General features: G+C 41.9%; 19 protein-coding genes and 1 pseudogene. 16 read left to right on the forward strand and 4 right to left on the reverse strand.

Annotated features, from left to right (window positions below):
• Positions 1 to 191: 191 nt before the first annotated feature.
• The 3 genes and pseudogenes from NYE23_RS02120 to NYE23_RS02130 all read left to right on the forward strand — a co-directional run.
• Positions 192 to 1,958, forward strand: a pseudogene (locus NYE23_RS02120) (vitamin B12-dependent ribonucleotide reductase); the annotation flags it as partial.
• Positions 1,959 to 2,356: 398 nt separating this feature from the next.
• On the forward strand, positions 2,357 to 3,382 hold the full coding sequence (splB, locus tag NYE23_RS02125) for a spore photoproduct lyase (protein WP_341075109.1): 1,026 nt from the start codon (positions 2,357 to 2,359) through the stop codon (positions 3,380 to 3,382).
• A gap of 105 nt (positions 3,383 to 3,487) precedes the next feature.
• Positions 3,488 to 4,372, forward strand: a complete 885-nt coding sequence (locus tag NYE23_RS02130; RefSeq protein WP_341075111.1) for a patatin-like phospholipase family protein — start codon at positions 3,488 to 3,490, stop codon at positions 4,370 to 4,372.
• Between the two features lie 76 nt (positions 4,373 to 4,448).
• Here the strand turns inward: NYE23_RS02130 and NYE23_RS02135 are convergent, their stop codons facing one another.
• On the reverse strand, positions 4,449 to 4,835 hold the full coding sequence (locus tag NYE23_RS02135; RefSeq protein ID WP_341075113.1) for an SA1362 family protein: 387 nt from the start codon (positions 4,833 to 4,835) through the stop codon (positions 4,449 to 4,451).
• Positions 4,836 to 5,263: 428 nt separating this feature from the next.
• Between NYE23_RS02135 and NYE23_RS02140 the strand changes: the two genes are divergently transcribed.
• The 4 genes from NYE23_RS02140 (at position 5,264) to efp (ending at position 8,099) form a co-directional block, all read left to right on the forward strand.
• Positions 5,264 to 5,794: a YqhR family membrane protein gene (locus NYE23_RS02140; protein ID WP_341075115.1), complete on the forward strand. Its 531-nt coding sequence runs from the start codon at positions 5,264 to 5,266 to the stop codon at positions 5,792 to 5,794.
• Positions 5,795 to 6,006: 212 nt separating this feature from the next.
• Positions 6,007 to 6,453, forward strand: coding sequence for a type II 3-dehydroquinate dehydratase (gene aroQ, locus NYE23_RS02145; protein ID WP_341075116.1), 447 nt, complete (start codon positions 6,007 to 6,009; stop codon positions 6,451 to 6,453).
• Between the two features lies 1 nt (position 6,454).
• On the forward strand, positions 6,455 to 7,516 hold the full coding sequence (locus tag NYE23_RS02150) for a M24 family metallopeptidase (protein ID WP_341075119.1): 1,062 nt from the start codon (positions 6,455 to 6,457) through the stop codon (positions 7,514 to 7,516).
• Positions 7,517 to 7,541: 25 nt separating this feature from the next.
• On the forward strand, positions 7,542 to 8,099 hold the full coding sequence (efp, locus tag NYE23_RS02155; RefSeq protein WP_035329990.1) for an elongation factor P: 558 nt from the start codon (positions 7,542 to 7,544) through the stop codon (positions 8,097 to 8,099).
• A gap of 32 nt (positions 8,100 to 8,131) precedes the next feature.
• Here efp and NYE23_RS02160 read toward each other — a convergent pair whose 3' ends face one another.
• The 3 genes from NYE23_RS02160 to NYE23_RS02170 all read right to left on the reverse strand — a co-directional run bounded on the left by NYE23_RS02160 (position 8,132) and on the right by NYE23_RS02170 (position 10,526).
• Positions 8,132 to 8,299, reverse strand: a complete 168-nt coding sequence (locus tag NYE23_RS02160; RefSeq protein ID WP_035329991.1) for a hypothetical protein — start codon at positions 8,297 to 8,299, stop codon at positions 8,132 to 8,134.
• A gap of 83 nt (positions 8,300 to 8,382) precedes the next feature.
• Positions 8,383 to 9,069 carry an SIMPL domain-containing protein gene (locus NYE23_RS02165; RefSeq protein WP_341075122.1) on the reverse strand — a complete coding sequence of 229 codons (687 nt, stop codon included), beginning with the start codon at positions 9,067 to 9,069 and terminating at the stop codon, positions 8,383 to 8,385.
• Between the two features lie 74 nt (positions 9,070 to 9,143).
• Positions 9,144 to 10,526 carry an alkaline phosphatase gene (locus NYE23_RS02170; protein WP_341075124.1) on the reverse strand — a complete coding sequence of 461 codons (1,383 nt, stop codon included), beginning with the start codon at positions 10,524 to 10,526 and terminating at the stop codon, positions 9,144 to 9,146.
• Between the two features lie 189 nt (positions 10,527 to 10,715).
• On the opposite strand from NYE23_RS02170, the gene spoIIIAA reads away from it, so the two are divergent.
• The 9 genes from spoIIIAA to accB all read left to right on the forward strand — a co-directional run bounded on the left by spoIIIAA (position 10,716) and on the right by accB (position 16,813).
• The gene (gene spoIIIAA, locus NYE23_RS02175; protein WP_341075127.1) at positions 10,716 to 11,639 is read left to right on the forward strand and encodes a stage III sporulation protein AA; all 924 of its coding nucleotides are present in this window, start codon (positions 10,716 to 10,718) and stop codon (positions 11,637 to 11,639) included.
• Positions 11,640 to 12,155 (forward strand): stage III sporulation protein SpoIIIAB, encoded by a 516-nt coding sequence (gene spoIIIAB / locus NYE23_RS02180; protein WP_341075128.1) that lies wholly within the window; start codon positions 11,640 to 11,642, stop codon positions 12,153 to 12,155.
• 52 nt (positions 12,156 to 12,207) lie between these two features.
• Positions 12,208 to 12,414, forward strand: a complete 207-nt coding sequence (spoIIIAC, locus tag NYE23_RS02185; RefSeq protein ID WP_009332905.1) for a stage III sporulation protein AC — start codon at positions 12,208 to 12,210, stop codon at positions 12,412 to 12,414.
• Positions 12,415 to 12,429: 15 nt separating this feature from the next.
• Complete coding sequence (gene spoIIIAD / locus NYE23_RS02190) at positions 12,430 to 12,819, forward strand: stage III sporulation protein AD (RefSeq protein WP_172581968.1); 390 nt, start codon at positions 12,430 to 12,432, stop codon at positions 12,817 to 12,819.
• A gap of 87 nt (positions 12,820 to 12,906) precedes the next feature.
• Complete coding sequence (gene spoIIIAE, locus NYE23_RS02195) at positions 12,907 to 14,106, forward strand: stage III sporulation protein AE (protein ID WP_341075129.1); 1,200 nt, start codon at positions 12,907 to 12,909, stop codon at positions 14,104 to 14,106.
• 12 nt (positions 14,107 to 14,118) lie between these two features.
• Positions 14,119 to 14,751: a stage III sporulation protein AF gene (gene spoIIIAF, locus NYE23_RS02200; RefSeq protein ID WP_048008238.1), complete on the forward strand. Its 633-nt coding sequence runs from the start codon at positions 14,119 to 14,121 to the stop codon at positions 14,749 to 14,751.
• Positions 14,744 to 15,412: a stage III sporulation protein AG gene (gene spoIIIAG, locus NYE23_RS02205; protein WP_341075131.1), complete on the forward strand. Its 669-nt coding sequence runs from the start codon at positions 14,744 to 14,746 to the stop codon at positions 15,410 to 15,412. Before spoIIIAF ends, spoIIIAG begins: the two co-directional genes overlap by 8 nt.
• A 3-nt stretch (positions 15,413 to 15,415) precedes the next feature.
• Complete coding sequence (locus NYE23_RS02210; RefSeq protein WP_341075133.1) at positions 15,416 to 15,955, forward strand: SpoIIIAH-like family protein; 540 nt, start codon at positions 15,416 to 15,418, stop codon at positions 15,953 to 15,955.
• Between the two features lie 351 nt (positions 15,956 to 16,306).
• Positions 16,307 to 16,813 (forward strand): acetyl-CoA carboxylase biotin carboxyl carrier protein, encoded by a 507-nt coding sequence (gene accB, locus NYE23_RS02215; protein ID WP_341075135.1) that lies wholly within the window; start codon positions 16,307 to 16,309, stop codon positions 16,811 to 16,813.
• The last annotated feature ends 13 nt before the right edge of the window (positions 16,814 to 16,826 follow it).

Genomic DNA, 16,826 nt, shown 5'->3' on the forward strand with positions numbered 1-16,826 from the left:
CAGCCAAGCTCCTGTCTCGAAAGAGTGGAGAAGGTTCAACGGCCATCGAAACCACACCTCCAGCAGGTGGAAGGGAGTAGAGTAGGGAGCAAGTGCTTCCGAAGTGCGAGGATACCAAAAAGGTATAAGATATGGTCTGAACTCTAGGGTGACCTAGAGAGTTGGTGTAACGAACCAACATAACATTTTTGGCTCAGATGATTATGCTATCCGATTGGCATCCGGACATTATCGAATTCATCATCTCGAAAATGCAAAACCCGAGAATTTTACGTTTCCTTCTTGAAAATACAAATGATGATTCGATAAAAAAGTATGCTAAAGAAAAATTAAAATTTACTCCATTTAATGAACAGGAAATTGCCATGTACCAGGGCATTGTTAATTACAAAACTATTCCAGGCTATGGCGGCTTCAGTGAAAAAATCATAAAAGATGCTGAAGAGAAGCTGGCGGCTGGCGGTACTTACAGTGTTCATAACTCTGAGTTCCTTACAGGGGCAAACATTTCAGTCTGCCTCACAAAAGAATTTATGGATGCGGTTGAAAATGATGCAGAATATGAGCTTCGTTTCCCGGATGTTGAATCCTATGATGCCGAAACGATGAAAACATACAACGAAGAATGGCATAAAGTCGGTGATGTCAGAGAGTGGGAAAAACTAGGCTATAAAGTCCGCGTTCACCGTAAAATTAAAGCGAAAGAGCTTTGGAACCTGATTAACATCTGTGCAACATACTCAGCTGAACCAGGCATTTTCTTTATCGATAACGCAAACGACATGACGAATGCACAGGCTTACGGACAAAGGGTTGTAGCTACAAACCCTTGTGGCGAGCAGCCTCTGGCGCCAAATTCTGTCTGCAACCTTGCAGCGGTGAATCTTGCAGAAATGGCAGATAAAGAAAATAAAACTGTTAATTTTGAAAAGCTGAAGCGTACTGTTGAAGTAGGTGTACGGATGCAGGACAATGTAATAGATGCTACACCATACTTCCTTGAAGAGAACAAAAAGCAGGCATTAGGCGAGCGACGAGTTGGACTTGGCGTTATGGGTCTTCATGATCTGCTTATCTATTGTGAAACAGAATATGGATCTGAAGAAGGCAATGTGCTGATTGATAAAGTCTTTGAGACTATTGCTACATCAGCATACAAAGCTTCTGTAAAGCTTGCGGAGGAAAAAGGAAGCTTCCCGTTCTTAACAGGTGACAGTCCTGAAGAAACGAATCGTCTGCGAAAAGCTTTTACCGAAACAGGCTTCATGCAGAAAATGCCTGAGGATATCCGTGCTTCTATTTTAGAAAGCGGAATCCGCAATTCACATCTTCTAACCGTTGCTCCTACTGGATCCACAGGGACGATGGTTGGAGTTTCTACAGGCCTTGAACCATATTTCTCCTTCTCATACTTCAGAAGCGGCCGCTTAGGCAAGTTCATTGAAGTGAAGGCAGATATTGTTCAGGAATATTTAGACCGTAATCCGGATGCAGACCCTGATAATCTGCCTGAATGGTTTATAGCAGCGATGGATCTTGCTCCAGAAGCGCACGCAGATGTCCAATGTGTAATTCAGCGCTGGATCGACAGTTCGATCAGTAAAACTGTCAACGCACCGAAAGGCTACAGTGTTGAACAGGTTGAGAAGGTGTATGAACGCTTATACCGCGGCGGAGCAAAGGGCGGAACAGTATATGTGGACGGATCACGCGATTCACAAGTATTGACACTGAAAGCTGAAGAGAATAGCTTTGATGGTACTGATACAGTCAAAAAAGAAAAATCAAAGCAGCATGTTGTGCTGGTTGATACAATCAGTGACCTGCGTTCAACCGATGTAACAATCGGTTCAGAAGTAGGCAATACTTGCCCGGTATGCCGCAAAGGAAAAGTCAAAGAAATCGGCGGCTGCAATACTTGCACAAACTGTAATGCCCAGCTGAAATGCGGTTTATAAAAATGGCTGTTTTCGCAAGGTTTGTTGCTATTTGTATATTATTTACTGAGTTGATTGGAGCGGAAGGTGCGAGATCCTCGAAAATGCATTCGCATTTTCTTCGTGCGGTGTTTACTCAAGGAAGCTTATTCAATGTCCTGCGGGAGTAGCGGGACAGGTGAGACCCGCGGTTCGCTGAGCATCCTGTAGCGGAAATCAACGGGCAACATTGATAGGTGAAAAACAACAATTTATACGAAAAGAGCCATAAAAATAATAAATAAAACGAATGAGAGAAGATGGAAATAATTGTTCCGTCTTCTTTTTTTGCTGTTGGATTATTTGGCTCATACTACAGTCATAGGGTTCAGCCGAAATTATATAACGGCAGGACAAATTGACAAAGAGAGGTTAATCCAATGAAGCCATTTATCCCTCAGCTAGTTTATATAGAGCCTCAAGCTCTTGAGTATCCATTAGGAAGAGAACTAAAGGGAAAATTTGAGAAAATGAATATAGAAATCAGGGAAACAACTTCACATAATCAGGTGAGGAATATTCCTGGCGATAATGAATTGCAGAAATACCGCAATGCTAAATCCACTTTAGTGGTAGGGATCAGACGTACTCTGAAATTTGATACATCCAAGCCTTCGGCAGAATACGCCATCCCCCTTGCTACTGGCTGCATGGGTCACTGTCATTATTGCTATTTACAAACCACACTTGGCAGCAAGCCGTATATTCGAACGTATGTAAACCTTGAAGAAATCTTTGATCAGGCCTCTAAATATATGGAAGAGCGCAGCCCAGAGCTGACACGCTTTGAAGCAGCGTGTACTTCCGATATCGTAGGGATTGATCACCTGACCCATTCACTGAAAAAAACGATTGAATACATCGGTCAGACTGAATACGGCCAGCTGCGGTTTGTCACCAAGTACCATCATGTCGATCATTTGCTGGATGCGAAACATAATGGGAAAACCCGGTTCCGATTTAGTGTCAATTCCCGCTATGTTATAAAAAACTTTGAGCCTGGTACTTCCTCTTTTGATGACCGGCTTGAAGCTGCCCGAAAAGTAGCCAATGCCGGCTATCCGCTTGGCTTTATTGTAGCACCCATTTATATGCACGATGATTGGCGTGAAGGCTACCATGAACTGTTTCAAAGGTTAAGCAGTTCACTCGATGGCATCAATCTGAATGGCTTAACTTTCGAATTAATCCAGCATAGATTTACGAAACCGGCAAAAAAAGTAATTGAAAAACGCTACCCAAAAACAAAGCTTGAAATGGATGAAGAAAAGCGAAAATATAAGTGGGGAAGATATGGTATAGGCAAGTATGTTTATCCGACAGATGAAGCAAAAGATCTGGAACATACAATCAGGGAGTATATTCACTCCTATTTTCCAGAAGCAGAAGTGCAATATTTTACTTAATTATGAAATTTTGCTTGTCAGCCGTACTAATTTAAAAAGCTCCTGATTAAAGATGTATAAGTAAAGGTTCCTCTATGAGCAAGTACATCGACAGGAGTGGCTTACATGTATATAGATGGTGTTTTTTCAGGAGGAGGCATCAAAGGATTTGCCTTAATCGGCGCATATGAAGCAGTTCATAAAAGGGGATTTCGCTTCAAGCGGGTTGCTGGTACAAGTGCAGGATCCATTGTGGCTGCTTTAATTGCTGCCAATTATACAAGTGAGGAAATATATCGGCTCGTCGATGAGTTTGATGTAAAAAAACTTCTTGATGAAAGAAAAAGCTTTATTCCCTTTGCAGTCGGAAAATGGCTTAATCTATATTGGCGGCTGGGTTTATATAAAGGATCCGAGCTGGAAACCTGGATGGCTAAAAAGCTGGCTGACAGGGGGATTAGAACCTTTTCAGATCTTCCGCCTCAATCGCTGAGAGTCATAGCGTCCGACCTGACAAATGGAAGATTGGTTGTACTGCCGGATGATCTTGTGCATTATGGCATTGATCCAGCTTCATTTTCGGTAGCAAAAGCGATCAGGATGAGCTGCAGTCTTCCCTATTTTTTTGAACCGGTCAAGCTGAACGCATACAGCGGTTCCAGTGTCATTGTGGATGGAGGGGTTCTAAGCAATTTTCCCATGTGGCTTTTTGATAAGGAGAATGTGAAAAAGACCAGGCCAGTGCTCGGGATAAAGTTAAGTCATAACTTAAGCGAACGGCCCCCGAATAAGATCGACAACGCCATACAAATGTATGCGGCGCTTTTTGAAACGATGAAGGACGCGCATGATGCAAGATACATCTCGAGAAAACATGCACAAAATATTATTTTCATTCCAACTGATGGTGTACTGACTGCGGAATTTAATATAACCGAGCAGAAGAAAAAAGATCTTCTGGAGCACGGCAGGCAATGTGCGGAAAAGTTTTTTTCATCATGGAGCTATTAATTCATCATGGAGCTATTAATTAGAAAGGTCAAGGGCTTTAAGTCAAACAATATATCAGCAAAAAATCGAGCCCGGATTAAAGGGAGGCTCGATTTTTCTTTTTGCCTTTTTTGCCTTCTATGACTGTCAAATGTGGAGAAGACTTTTTTTTGGACTTTTTAATGGAAGTAATGGAACCGACAGATCCCTTTCTGCCATTGGCAGAACCCGATTCTTTATTATTAAAGCGTCTTTTTGATTTTTTGGCTGCCTTTATAAAAGCTCGCTGCTCTCGCTTTGAGGGATTAAATTTGTTAAAGCGCTGAAAAAGAAAGTATACAACAGCTCCAATGATGACAATGACAGCTATTCTCTGCAAAAAACCGGCAGGATTTGAGATCAGGCTGACGGCAACTCCGATTACAGCTAGAATTATAAGACCGGAGACAATATAAAATGTAAATGGTTTTTTCAAGAAAGCCACCTCCCTAAAAGCATGATGAGCAATTTTATAAGCTTTTAAACTCTATAAGCTAAAGTTTATCGAAATAATGATGAAATCTGTCTTTATTTTTTAATTTTCCTATTTCTTTACAATTTAAACAGAAGAGCATTAACTTTTAATAAGTCTTAGTAAGGTTTTCCAAAGTATCACGAAAATTGCTTATACTTAAATTTATGCTGTGCACCCCAGTCCCGGAACTTGCATAACCGGAAAAGCACAAAATTAAAGAGCTTCATCCTTAATTATTTTATTCGACTTAAAATCTCATAAAACCTCTATATAACAGGAAAATATATAAAAAATATGAACGGTTTTTGCAGTGGATATTATTCCGGCTGCTTTTATTTAAAATTGCATGCAATGGAATAATTGTGTGTGGACATAATAGGAAAAGGAGGTGGCGCAAAGTGGCAGATGAAAAAGAGCGCTTGGAACAGGATCAAAGAGAAAAACCAATGTCTTTTATGACAATGGTGGTCATTACCGGACTGGTTGGAGGCATTCTTTGGAGCGGACTGGCCTATCTTGCTTATGTGTTTAATTTCACGGAAATTCGCCCTAATGTTATTCTGGAGCCCTGGACGATTGGAGCCTGGAAAGAGGGATGGCTTGGGACGCTGATTTCAATTTTCCTGATAGGGGGGATATCTATTATAGCTGCCCTTATCTATTATGCAGCGCTGCGGAAATTTCAAAGTATTTTCGTGGGGGCTGGCTATGGAGTTGCCCTTTTTTTACTGGTGTTTTTTGTACTCAATCCAATCTTCCCTGGAATTAGCCCGTTTTGGGATCTTGAGCGAAATACGATTATTACATCACTTTGTTTCTATATTTTATTTGGTGTGTTTGTAGGATATTCCATTTCATATGAAGCTCAGGAACTGAAAGGCAAAACCGAAGATGAAAAAAAGGCCCGCACAGATCCGGATTTAATCTGATGAAAATATGCTCATAAATTATCAAAGCAGAAATGGCAATTATTTTCGAGCGATGATAAAGAAAATAATGCGAAAAGCGCTATACATCAGAACTGTATGAAATTTTGCTTTATGATAGAATGTTCTTAAATGGGCATTCTTTTTCAGTGCTGTCAGCAGGAAGTTAAAAAGAAGGAAAAGCCCGTAAGCAATTGTTTAAAAGGGGGTTGAATATGGGGAAAATACTCCTGTTAAATGGGCCGAATTTAAACCTGCTCGGCAAAAGGGAACCTGGTGTTTATGGAAAAGAAACACTCGACCAGCTGGAACAAAATATGAAAGCATTGGGTGCTTCATATGAGACAGAGGTGACCTGTTTTCAGTCAAATCACGAAGGGGAGCTCATTGACAAGCTTCACCTTGCCAATGAAGATGGCACACAGGGGATAATTTTCAATCCCGGGGCATTTACCCATTATAGTTACGCAATAAGGGATGCTGTTGCAGGAATCCAGGTTCCTGTGATCGAAGTACATATTTCTAATGTTCATGCAAGGGAAGAATTCAGGCATATTTCTGTCATTGCACCCGCTGCAATGGGCCAAATAGTCGGCCTCGGCTTTAAAGGGTATGAACTGGCACTTTATGCATTAATGGATTTTGACAAGGGGAGAGGATAAAATGGAGAAAATTCAAAAATTACGTGCACGCTTTTCAGAGTCAGGGATAGATGGGATGCTGATTACCAGCAATTACAATCGCCGTTATATGACTGGTTTTACCGGTTCATCTGGCGTGGTTCTAATCAGTGCGGATAAAGCACTCTTTATAACCGATTTCCGCTACACGGAACAGGCTGCTAAACAATGTGAAGGATATGAAATTGTGAAGCATACTGGTGCCATTCCGGAAGAAGTCGCCAAACAGGCAGAACTGCTTGGGATTAAAAAGCTTGGTTTTGAAGAGAATCATGTGACCTTTTCATCCTATAAAGCCTATGAAAAAGCTGTTCAGCTTGAGCTAGTCCCTGTTTCTGACACTATTGAAAAGTTACGCTTGATAAAGGACGATTCAGAGATTAAGATAATAAAGGTGGCGGCAGACATTGCAGATGCTGCGTTTAAACATATTCTCGATGTCATTCGGCCAGGCATTACGGAACTGGAAGTTTCGAATGAATTAGAATTCTTTATGAGAAAAGCGGGTGCAGATTCATCATCGTTTGACATTATCGTAGCATCCGGGTACCGTTCGGCTCTGCCGCATGGAGTTGCAAGTGATAAGGTTATTGAAAAAGGCGATTTTGTCACTCTGGACTTCGGCGCTTACTATAAGGGGTATGTTTCAGATATTACCCGCACAGTTGCTGTTGGAGAACCGGAAGATAAGCTGAAAGAAATCTATACAGTTGTGCAGGAAGCTCAGGAGCGGGGGATGGAAGGCATCAAACCTGGAATGAGCGGCAAAGAAGCAGATGCCTTAACTCGTGACTATATTGCTGGTAAAGGCTATGGCGAATATTTTGGCCATTCTACCGGACACGGCATCGGCCTTGAAGTGCATGAAGGGCCCGCATTATCATTTAAGTCTGATGTTATCCTTGAACCTGGAATGATTGTAACGGTGGAGCCTGGCATTTACATACCGGGACTTGGCGGTGTCCGCATTGAGGATGATACAGTCATAACAAATGATCATAATGAAACGCTTACTCATTCTACTAAAGAATTGATTATTCTTTAATTGTACACATTAGGAGGACAAACTTATGATTTCAGTAAACGATTTTCGTACGGGATTGACGATTGAAGTTGATAACGGCATTTGGCGCGTAATGGATTTCCAGCACGTTAAACCAGGAAAAGGAGCGGCTTTTGTACGTTCCAAATTGCGCAACCTTCGCACAGGTGCGATTCAGGAAAAAACCTTCCGTGCAGGTGAAAAAGTAGGGAAGGCACAGATCGATAACCGTAAAATGCAGTACCTTTATGCAAATGGAGATCAGCATGTTTTCATGGACAATGAGTCTTATGAGCAAATCGAGCTGCCTGCATCAGCAATTGAGTATGAATTAAAGTTTTTAAAAGAAAACATGGAAGTTGCTATTATGCTTTATCAGGGCGAGTCTCTTGGAATCGAACTTCCTAACTCTGTTGAGCTTACAGTAACGGAAACAGAACCAGGCATTAAAGGGGATACTGCATCCGGCGGAACAAAGCCTGCAACAGTTGAAACCGGCCTGATTGTGCAAGTTCCTTTCTTTGTAAACGAAGGGGATAAACTGATCATCAATACAACTGATGGTTCATACGTATCGCGTGCGTAGTTTTAAAAAAATCCCGAGAAATCGGGATTTTTTTATCCTTTATATTTCCTGCCTTCAGCGCCGGGGGATATGTCCGTGTCATTGCGATTATTATAATCAGGATCAGATGTGGGAGCAGTTCTGTTATCGCGGGTTCCGCCCAGATAAGCCCTGTCGCCTTTTTTCTGGTTTTTTAAAAATTCATCTAAATTTTCATTCATCCTATAACCTCTTTTCTATAAAATTGCTCAGTGTCACCTTATTAGTATTTGCTTCTTCACTGTGATTATAAGCCGAAGATTTCCTAGCTGTAATAGATGAACTCGGCCGTGATGCGGCTTTCAATTTCTATGGTGCCCGGCTGGATAGGTGTGCTTGCGGCACTTTTAACAAAAGTGGAGGATTGAAAAGAAACAGGCTGCTCAATGCCTAAAGTTCCTTCCGTAATCGATACTGGAGTGCTGATTAATTGTACTCTTAGTGCAGCAGCGATTGTTTCTGCCTTTTTGTAAGCATCCAATACGGCCATGCTTAATGCCTGCTGGTAGAATTCCGGCTGGTTTTCAGTTTCGAAAGTAATTCCTCTAACCGTATTTGCGCCGTTTTCCACTCCCGTATCCACAACAAGTCCTGTATTTTCTATTTCATCGATCGTAATGGCGAGTATATGCTCAACCCTGTACCCTCGGAAAATTTGCTTGCCATCCACAAAATCATACTGAGGAAAAATAGTGAATTCAGACGTTTGAATTTGCTTATCTGTAATTCCAATGGCATTAAGCGACTTTTTGACATTTGAAATGGCAGCTGCATTCTGCTCCTGTGCTTTCTGAAGCTCCCGGTCTTCTGTTAAAACTCCCAGCTTTATATTAGCCTGATCAGGCTGTACAGCTAACTTTCCTTCACCTGAAACCCTTAAAGTATTTGTCTTGGACCTTTCATGGCTTCCAGTCTGCAGAGTATTGCGGACAAATGGCTGATAATAATACATAACTTTCGGACCCCGCTTTCATGAATGTATCTTTCTAGAATTACGCGGGAGAAAGAGAGAAAATGCGTAGAACATTAATGCCAGCTGTAATTCATTAGTCCGGCAATTTTTTTTGGTATATCCGTATTCTCGAGCACTCCTGTAAAAGTTTCGCTCCCATTGCCGTAAGCAAATAAAGGGATCATATTGCCGGTATGACCGCCGGTTGAGCTAAGAGATCTTATTGTATTTGTTAAAATTCCCCCATGATATTTCTCAGCAATCAGGCTTCCTATTTCCCATGCTGCTAAGTATTGAGGATAAACCTGGCTGTCTTTGTTCTTAAGCTTGCCATTAAATGCCTCAATCTCCTGCCCGGTTAAATCAATATTTGCATACTGTTTTAAAACACTCTTCACGCTTTCTGAACGGTAAATGCCCCTATTTTCATCTTTTGCCAATTGGCTGGCCATATACTGCGGAGACGCCTTAATTTCCTTTAAATGCTGTATATCCAGCGGTTCTGATGCTGATATCCCCATGGTTTCATGATCTGCCACAATCAAGACGAGTGTTTCTTTGTCCTTTTTTGCCCATTCGACCGCATACTTGACAGCTTCATCAAATTCAATTGTTTCTTTCCAGATGCCTGTAATATCACCTGCGTGTGAAGCATGATCAATTCTAGCTCCTTCCGCCATGAGGAAAAATCCCTGTTCTCCTTTTGAGAGTATATCGATCGCCTTTTCAGTCATTTCTTTTAAGCTGGGTTCTTTGCTGTTCAGTAAATGCCGGTCCAATTTAAAGTTCATATATTCGTCATGGAACAAGCCAAGCAGCTTTGAACCTTTGACATTCAGTAATTCATCCCGATTCCCGGCATAGGCATATCCTTGTTGCTTTGCCTCTTTTATTAAATCTCGCCCGCTTTGCTTTTCTGGTGTGAAGTATGCTCTGCCGCCTCCCAGCAGCACGTCCACCCCGGATTCCAGCTGCTGGCGTGCAATTTCCCCCTGTCCGGACCATCTGTTTGAAACACTTGCTGTAAAGGCTGCGGGTGTTGCATCTGTAACTGTATTGGTGGATATAACCCCTGCTTTTTTACCGTTTTTCTTGAATAAATCAAGGATACTGTCTGCTTCCTTCCCATCAGGTGTAACTCCGATCATCTCATTATTTGTTTTTTTTCCAATTGCAAGTGCCGTACCGCCGGCAGCAGAGTCTGTCACATAATTATTGGCAGATTCGGTATGCACCAGTGCGGTGTGAGGCAGAGATTCCAGGAACAGCCGCCCATCCTTCCCGTATTCCAGTTTTCTTGCAATCTCAATCTGTCCAATTCCCATTCCGTCCCCAATCATCATAATGACATTTTGCGGTCCATTAGTATTTCTTTGATGAGCTATTCCTTCTGCAGGTAAGAAACCAAGAACAATAAGATGAAAAATAACCATGATGTAAATGCATTTTGCTTTCATAAATCGCACCAGCCTTTTTCTAATTCTTTTTGAATTATTTTTTGAAGAAAGATATTTTTTTACTCAGGCAAAAGCTTGTACTAAATAAATGTGAAGCTTTCAAATCTAAGTCATATTGTTTTGCAGCAGGCATACATTTTAAATAATGAGAAGCTAGTCCGAAAGCTGATTGGGAATGGAGGAGCAGACTTGGAAACGATTATAGCCTTTTTGCCGAAAAAAATTGCCGAACAATTACAGAGAATCCCTCCGAAAATCTTAAAGGACCTGGAGGAAATCAGGGTCCGCATTTCGAGGCCTATTGAGCTGACAGCAAGGGGAGTACCGCATTTTCTCCCTTATATAGTTGATTCAGAAGACGCTGTGCATTTATTGAATAAAATAAGCCATTTCTCGATTTACACACTCGAGGAAGAGCTCAAAAGAGGTTATATAACGATTGAGGGCGGCCATCGGGTTGGACTTGCAGGAAAGGTCATTCTTGAGCAAGGCAAGGTAAAGGCGATCAGGGATATTTCCTCTTTTAACATTAGAATTGCCAGAGAGAAAGTTGGCATTGCCCAAAAGCTGATTCCGAGAATTTACAGGGGTGGCTGGCTGCATACCATGATTATTGGACCGCCGCAGACTGGTAAAACCACATTGCTGCGCGATATTGCAAGAATCATTTCATCTGGTGATCCAAGCAGTGACCTTCCTGCGAGTAAGGTTGGGATTGTGGATGAACGCTCCGAAATAGCAGGATGTGTGAATGGAATCCCGCAGATGACTTTTGGAAACAGAATTGATGTCCTTGACGCCTGTCCCAAAGCTGAGGGCATGATGATGATGATTCGTTCCATGAGCCCCGAGGTTCTGGTTGTCGATGAGATTGGCAGGCATGAAGATGCAGAGGCCATAATGGAGGCGGTGAATGCCGGAATAAAGCTGATTATGACTACACATGGAAATTCACTGGAGGAAATTAAGAGGCGCCCCACTTTACAGACCATACTTGAAATGGGTGTTTTTCAGCGATTTATTGAACTGAGCAGAAAAGATGGGCCGGGCAGCATTGTTTGCATTCGAAACGCAGACGGTGCGGGATATCAGCATCAAGAGGGCGTGATGTAAATGATGAAGCTTATTGGGGCTGTATTTATCCTCATTGCAACCACATGGGCAGGGTTTGAAGCCTCAAGGCACCTGACCGAACGGCCGCGCCAGCTTCGTCAGCTTAAATCGGCACTGCAGTCCTTAGAGGCTGAAATTATGTATGGCCATACACCTCTTCATGAAGCATCAAGACGACTTTCGGCCCAGCTTTCCAAGCCCTTATCCTGGTTCTTTGAATCCTTTGCAAAAAAACTGACCGATTCCGAGACGACAGTAAAGGAGGCATGGGAAGAAAGCTTGAAGGAAATATGGAAAATGACGGCCTTTAAACAAGGGGAATTCGAGATTATGAAGCAATTTGGCGAAACACTTGGAAGACATGACCGTCTTTCTCAGCAAAAGCAGATCATGCTGACCCTTTCCCATCTGGAACGTGAAGAGGCTGATGCACATGACAGACAAGTGAAATACGAGAGAATGGTCAAAAGTTTGGGGTTTTTATCCGGATTGCTCTTAATCATTTTACTAATGTAGGATACGCCGGCTTGATTTGCCGGACGCTGATCAGAGCTTAGGGGGAGAAAAGATGGGCTTAGAGGTAGATATCATATTCAAGATTGCAGGTGTGGGAATTGTTGTAGCCTTTTTGCATACTATTCTTGATCAGGTGGGCAAAAAAGAATACGCCCAATGGGTAACTCTTTTCGGATTTATTTATATCTTATTCATGGTTGCTTCCATTGTAGATAACCTTTTCCAAAAAATTAAATCAGTCTTTTTGTTTCAGGGATAAAAGGGGGGCTCAGCCATTGAAATTCTCCAGATAGTCGGATTTTCGCTTGTTGCCACGTTCCTGGCGCTGATTGTTAAGGAGCAAAAGCCGAATTTTGCGTTTTTGCTGATTGTTTTTGTCGGCTGTGCCATCTTTCTTTTTCTGGTCGACCAAATTTACGCCATTATCCATATGATTGAAAAGATTGCTGTCAATGCAAAGGTGAACATCGTCTATGTTGAAACCATTTTAAAGATTATCGGAATAGCCTATATTGCTGAGTTTGCCGCCCAAATTACGAAGGATGCAGGACAGGGAGCTATTGCAGCAAAAATTGAAATGGGCGGGAAGATTCTAATTCTTGCCATGGCCATTCCGATCCTAACTGTATTAATCGAAACCATTATTCGCATGATTCCGAGCTAGCCGGCTGCCTGCTGAAATTACAGGCTGCCGGACTGGACAGGCTCATATTACTGGTATTAGATAGGGTCTTTTAAAAGAGGTGAAAAAATGAAGCAAAGGATGCAGAAAATTTTACGGTTGAGCTTATTTCTATTCTTTTTCCTGACACCAATTGTACAAGCCTCACCAAAGACCGGCGAAGCAGAAGAGACGATATCCCCGCAGGATTTAATTGAAACCCAGGTGGAGAAGTTAGAACTTAATGAATTAAAAGGATTTTGGGAAGATATCACCACAGAATATGGAGGCTTTTTGCCCGAGAGTCAAAAGGGGAGTCTCTATGAATTCATAAAAGGAGATAAGGAATTTTCACTAAAAGATTGGGCTGGCGGCGCGATTAAGTTTGTGTTCCATGAGTTTATAGTCAATGGGAAATTGCTGGGGACTCTGATATTGCTGACGGTGTTCAGCATGTTCCTTCAGTCGCTGCAGAATTCATTTGAAAAAAGTACTGTCAGTAAAGCTGCCTATTCCATCGTCTTCATGGTGTTAATTATTATTGCACTGAACAGCTTCCATGTTGCGGTCACTTACACAGAGGAAACCATTTCCACCATGGTGTCATTCATTATGGCACTCATTCCGCTGCTGCTTGCACTGATTGCTTCTTCGGGAGGTGTGGTATCTGCAGCGTTTTTCCACCCGGTGATACTATTTTTGATGAATGTCAGCGGAATATTTATCCAGTATGTTATTCTTCCGCTTCTATTTTTATCAGCCCTTTTAAGCATTGTCAGCACATTGTCAGAACACTATAAGGTAACTCAGCTTGCCAATCTTCTCCGGAATTGGAGCATTGGGCTTCTTGGGATGTTCCTGACGGTCTTTCTGGGAGTTATATCGGTTCAGGGAGCATCGGCCGCGGTTACAGATGGAATAACCATACGGACAGCAAAATTTATTACAGGGAATTTTATTCCGGTCATTGGGAGGATGTTTACAGATGCGACAGATACCGTAATCAGCGCTTCGGTGCTTTTAAAAAATACTGTTGGGATAGCAGGTGTAGCCATTCTCCTTATTATTGCAGCATTTCCTGCAATCAAAATTTTAATGATTGCCTTTATATATAAATTTGCGGCAGCCATTTTGCAGCCGTTGGGGGGAGGGCCGATCATATCCTGCCTGGATATAATCAGCAAGAGCATCATCTATGTTTTTGCCGCTCTGGCCATTGTCTCCCTAATGTTTTTCCTTAGCATTACAGTTATTATTGCGGCCGGCAATTTGACCATGATGGTCAGGTAGGGAGGGAATGAAGTGGATTTCATAAAAGAATGGGTAACCAACATCATATTGTTTGTTCTGCTTGCCACTGTCATAGATATGCTCCTCCCAAGCTCCAAGCTTCAGAAGTACACCAAAATGGTGACAGGGCTGCTGCTTATAGCGATTATTCTTACACCGATCTTGAGAATTATATCAAGTGATTTTGAAGAGGCTCTTGTTTCTGTGCCGGTTTTTGAGGCTTCCGGAGAAAAAAATATGGAAAATTTAATAGAAATGAAGAAAAAAGAAATACAAGCCTCAAGTGATGCATATATTTTAGAACAAATGGCTGTCCACATGAAACAGGACGCAGAAGAGGAGTTGATGGAACAGTACGGTCTGGAAATTGCTAACATTGATATTTTAGTAGATGAAAGCAGTGATCAAGCCTTCCCGGATAACCTGCAAAAGGTCATGATCCAACTCAAAGCAGAAGATGCAGAAGCTGAAGCTGTAGAAGTGGTTAAAACAGTGGAAATCAATGCCGGGAAACCTCTTCCATCCAGCGGGCCCGAACATGAAGACGCAGAAAGAATTGCTTCTCTTCTCGCACAAAAATGGAATGTAGACGCAAACTCAATCGAAGTTCTGGTAGAAGGGGGGAATATGGACAGGGATGGATAATGAAAAAGGTCCTTTCACATGGATAAAGAAAATGATTTCCAAAGATGGACAGTCTGATAAGAAACCCGGTAAATTCCATTATTTGCTGCTTGTTCTCCTTTTTGGGGCAGCGATCATGCTGATCAGCAATACGCTGTTTCAAGAAGACAGTTCCACCGGGGATTTGCCCGTTTTTAAAAATGGAGAAGAAGTGAAGCAGGAGGAAGAGGTGCCGGTATTCGGCCAGCAGAAATCCGGAGGAAATGACACCATTGCCAATTATGAAAAGGCATATGAAGCCCAAATAAAAGAGGCGCTTGATGCAATCATAGGGGTAGAAGATGCTACTGTGGTGGTGAATGTGGATGCCACAGAGAAGAAAGTCCTTGAAAAAAACAAAACAACCCAAACTCAGAAAACCGATGAAACAGATCGGGAAGGCGGCAAAAGGAAGGTTGAGGATCAGTCACAGGAGGAACAGCTTGTGATTGTCCGAAATGGAGAAAAAGAGGTTCCCATTGTCATAGAAACCAAGAAACCTGAAATAAGGGGAGTGCTGGTTGTGGCAAAAGGGGCTGAAAATATACAAGTGAAAAAGTGGATTATTGAGGCAGTAACCAGAGCTCTGGATGTTCCAAGCCATAGAGTATCTGTAATGCCTAAAAAAACTAAGGGGGAATAATAGATGCTTTTAAAGAAACAAACGGTCTGGCTATTAACAATGCTGAGTTTGGTGGTTGTATTATCGGTTTATTATGTAACATCACCGGAGCAAAAAGGCAGTGACCTTGCTGGAATGGAAGAAAAGGCAGAGGGCGAAATGGAGTCAGTTGAAAGTGAAGATGGCAAAGCGATCATTACAAACACTGCCAGTGATGAAATGTTTGAAAATCTCCGCCTTCAGCTTGATGACGAGCGCAGCCGCATGAAGGAAGACCTGCAGGAGGTCCTCGGTCAAACTGACCTTCCTGCCGAAGAAAGAATGAAGGCAAAAGATCAAATTGATGAATTAAATGAAATCGCTCAAAAGGAAGCGATGCTTGAAACATTAATCAGAGCGATGGATTATGAAGATGTGCTTGTCCGTGCTGATGGAAAAAAGGTTCAAATTACTGTTAAGGCAAAAGATCATTCAGCTTCAGCTGCAAACAATATCATCCAGGAAGTAAGGAACGAAATTGGTAAGCTTGAGGCAGTGGCTGTTGAATTCCAGGTTGAAAAATAATAATTTAGAGGGAGCCTGCAAAATTCTGCGGGCTCCCCATTTAATTTTATTTGCAGTTTGGTATCATTGTATAAACTAAAGAAAGTGATTTTGGATGAAATTCGGTTAAATCCCATGAAACATTTCACAAACATTTAGAAAAATATTAGAATGGAATATATGACGGATAGAGAAATTATTATCCAGTACCTAATAGAATGTTGAAGTTTTATAAGGTCTTATCGTATGATATTAGTATCTAGTCATAATTCAAACCATGCATAACATCCCATTCGTATGTTTCTATTCTTTCGCAGTGTATGCATACGGGGAAAGGGATTATGATGCAATGAGAAAACAAGGGGTGCCAAAATGTTAAAAGTACAAGAAATCCGTGAACTGATTAAATTGGTAGATCAGTCAAATATTGATGAATTTGTATATGAGCATGAAGGTTCTAAAATTAAAATGAAGAAAAAAGGCAATGAAGCAGCCGCAGTACAGCAAGTCCAGCCTGTAGCCGCTCAAGTGTTAGCGCCTGTTCCACAGCCTGTCCAGCCAGCTGCTGTGAAAGTGGAAGAGCCAAAAGCAGAAGCTCCGGCAGATGCACCTGCAGCAAAGGCTGAAGCCGCGGAAGACTTACATAAGATTGTCTCACCAATGGTAGGGACCTTTTATCAATCATCATCACCTGATGCTGATGCATATGTAAAAGCCGGTTCAAAAGTTACAAAAGATTCCATTGTCTGCATTGTAGAAGCAATGAAATTATTTAATGAAATTGAAGCAGAAGTAAATGGTGAAATCGTAGAAGTGCTTGTAAAGGACGGCCAATTAGTAGAATATGGCCAGCCACTATTTTTAGTAAAGCCTGAATAAGGAGCGGTTACAG

The organism is Cytobacillus sp. FSL H8-0458, from assembly GCF_038002165.1.
In the GTDB taxonomy this organism is placed as follows: domain Bacteria; phylum Bacillota; class Bacilli; order Bacillales; family Cytobacillaceae; genus Cytobacillus.

Bases quoted from the DNA above. Each gene is read 5' to 3' on its own strand.
- splB (WP_341075109.1), top strand. From the start codon at position 2,357: ATGAAGCCATTTATCCCTCAGCTAGTTTATATAGAGCCTCAAGCTCTT.
- NYE23_RS02130 (WP_341075111.1), top strand. From the start codon at position 3,488: ATGTATATAGATGGTGTTTTTTCAGGAGGAGGCATCAAAGGATTTGCC.
- aroQ (WP_341075116.1), top strand. From the start codon at position 6,007: ATGGGGAAAATACTCCTGTTAAATGGGCCGAATTTAAACCTGCTCGGC.
- NYE23_RS02150 (WP_341075119.1), top strand. From the start codon at position 6,455: ATGGAGAAAATTCAAAAATTACGTGCACGCTTTTCAGAGTCAGGGATA.
- efp (WP_035329990.1), top strand. From the start codon at position 7,542: ATGATTTCAGTAAACGATTTTCGTACGGGATTGACGATTGAAGTTGAT.
- NYE23_RS02160 (WP_035329991.1), bottom strand. From the start codon at position 8,299: ATGAATGAAAATTTAGATGAATTTTTAAAAAACCAGAAAAAAGGCGAC.
- NYE23_RS02165 (WP_341075122.1), bottom strand. From the start codon at position 9,069: ATGTATTATTATCAGCCATTTGTCCGCAATACTCTGCAGACTGGAAGC.
- NYE23_RS02170 (WP_341075124.1), bottom strand. From the start codon at position 10,526: ATGAAAGCAAAATGCATTTACATCATGGTTATTTTTCATCTTATTGTT.
- spoIIIAB (WP_341075128.1), top strand. From the start codon at position 11,640: ATGATGAAGCTTATTGGGGCTGTATTTATCCTCATTGCAACCACATGG.
- spoIIIAC (WP_009332905.1), top strand. From the start codon at position 12,208: ATGGGCTTAGAGGTAGATATCATATTCAAGATTGCAGGTGTGGGAATT.
- spoIIIAE (WP_341075129.1), top strand. From the start codon at position 12,907: ATGAAGCAAAGGATGCAGAAAATTTTACGGTTGAGCTTATTTCTATTC.
- spoIIIAG (WP_341075131.1), top strand. From the start codon at position 14,744: ATGGATAATGAAAAAGGTCCTTTCACATGGATAAAGAAAATGATTTCC.
- NYE23_RS02210 (WP_341075133.1), top strand. From the start codon at position 15,416: ATGCTTTTAAAGAAACAAACGGTCTGGCTATTAACAATGCTGAGTTTG.
- accB (WP_341075135.1), top strand. From the start codon at position 16,307: ATGTTAAAAGTACAAGAAATCCGTGAACTGATTAAATTGGTAGATCAG.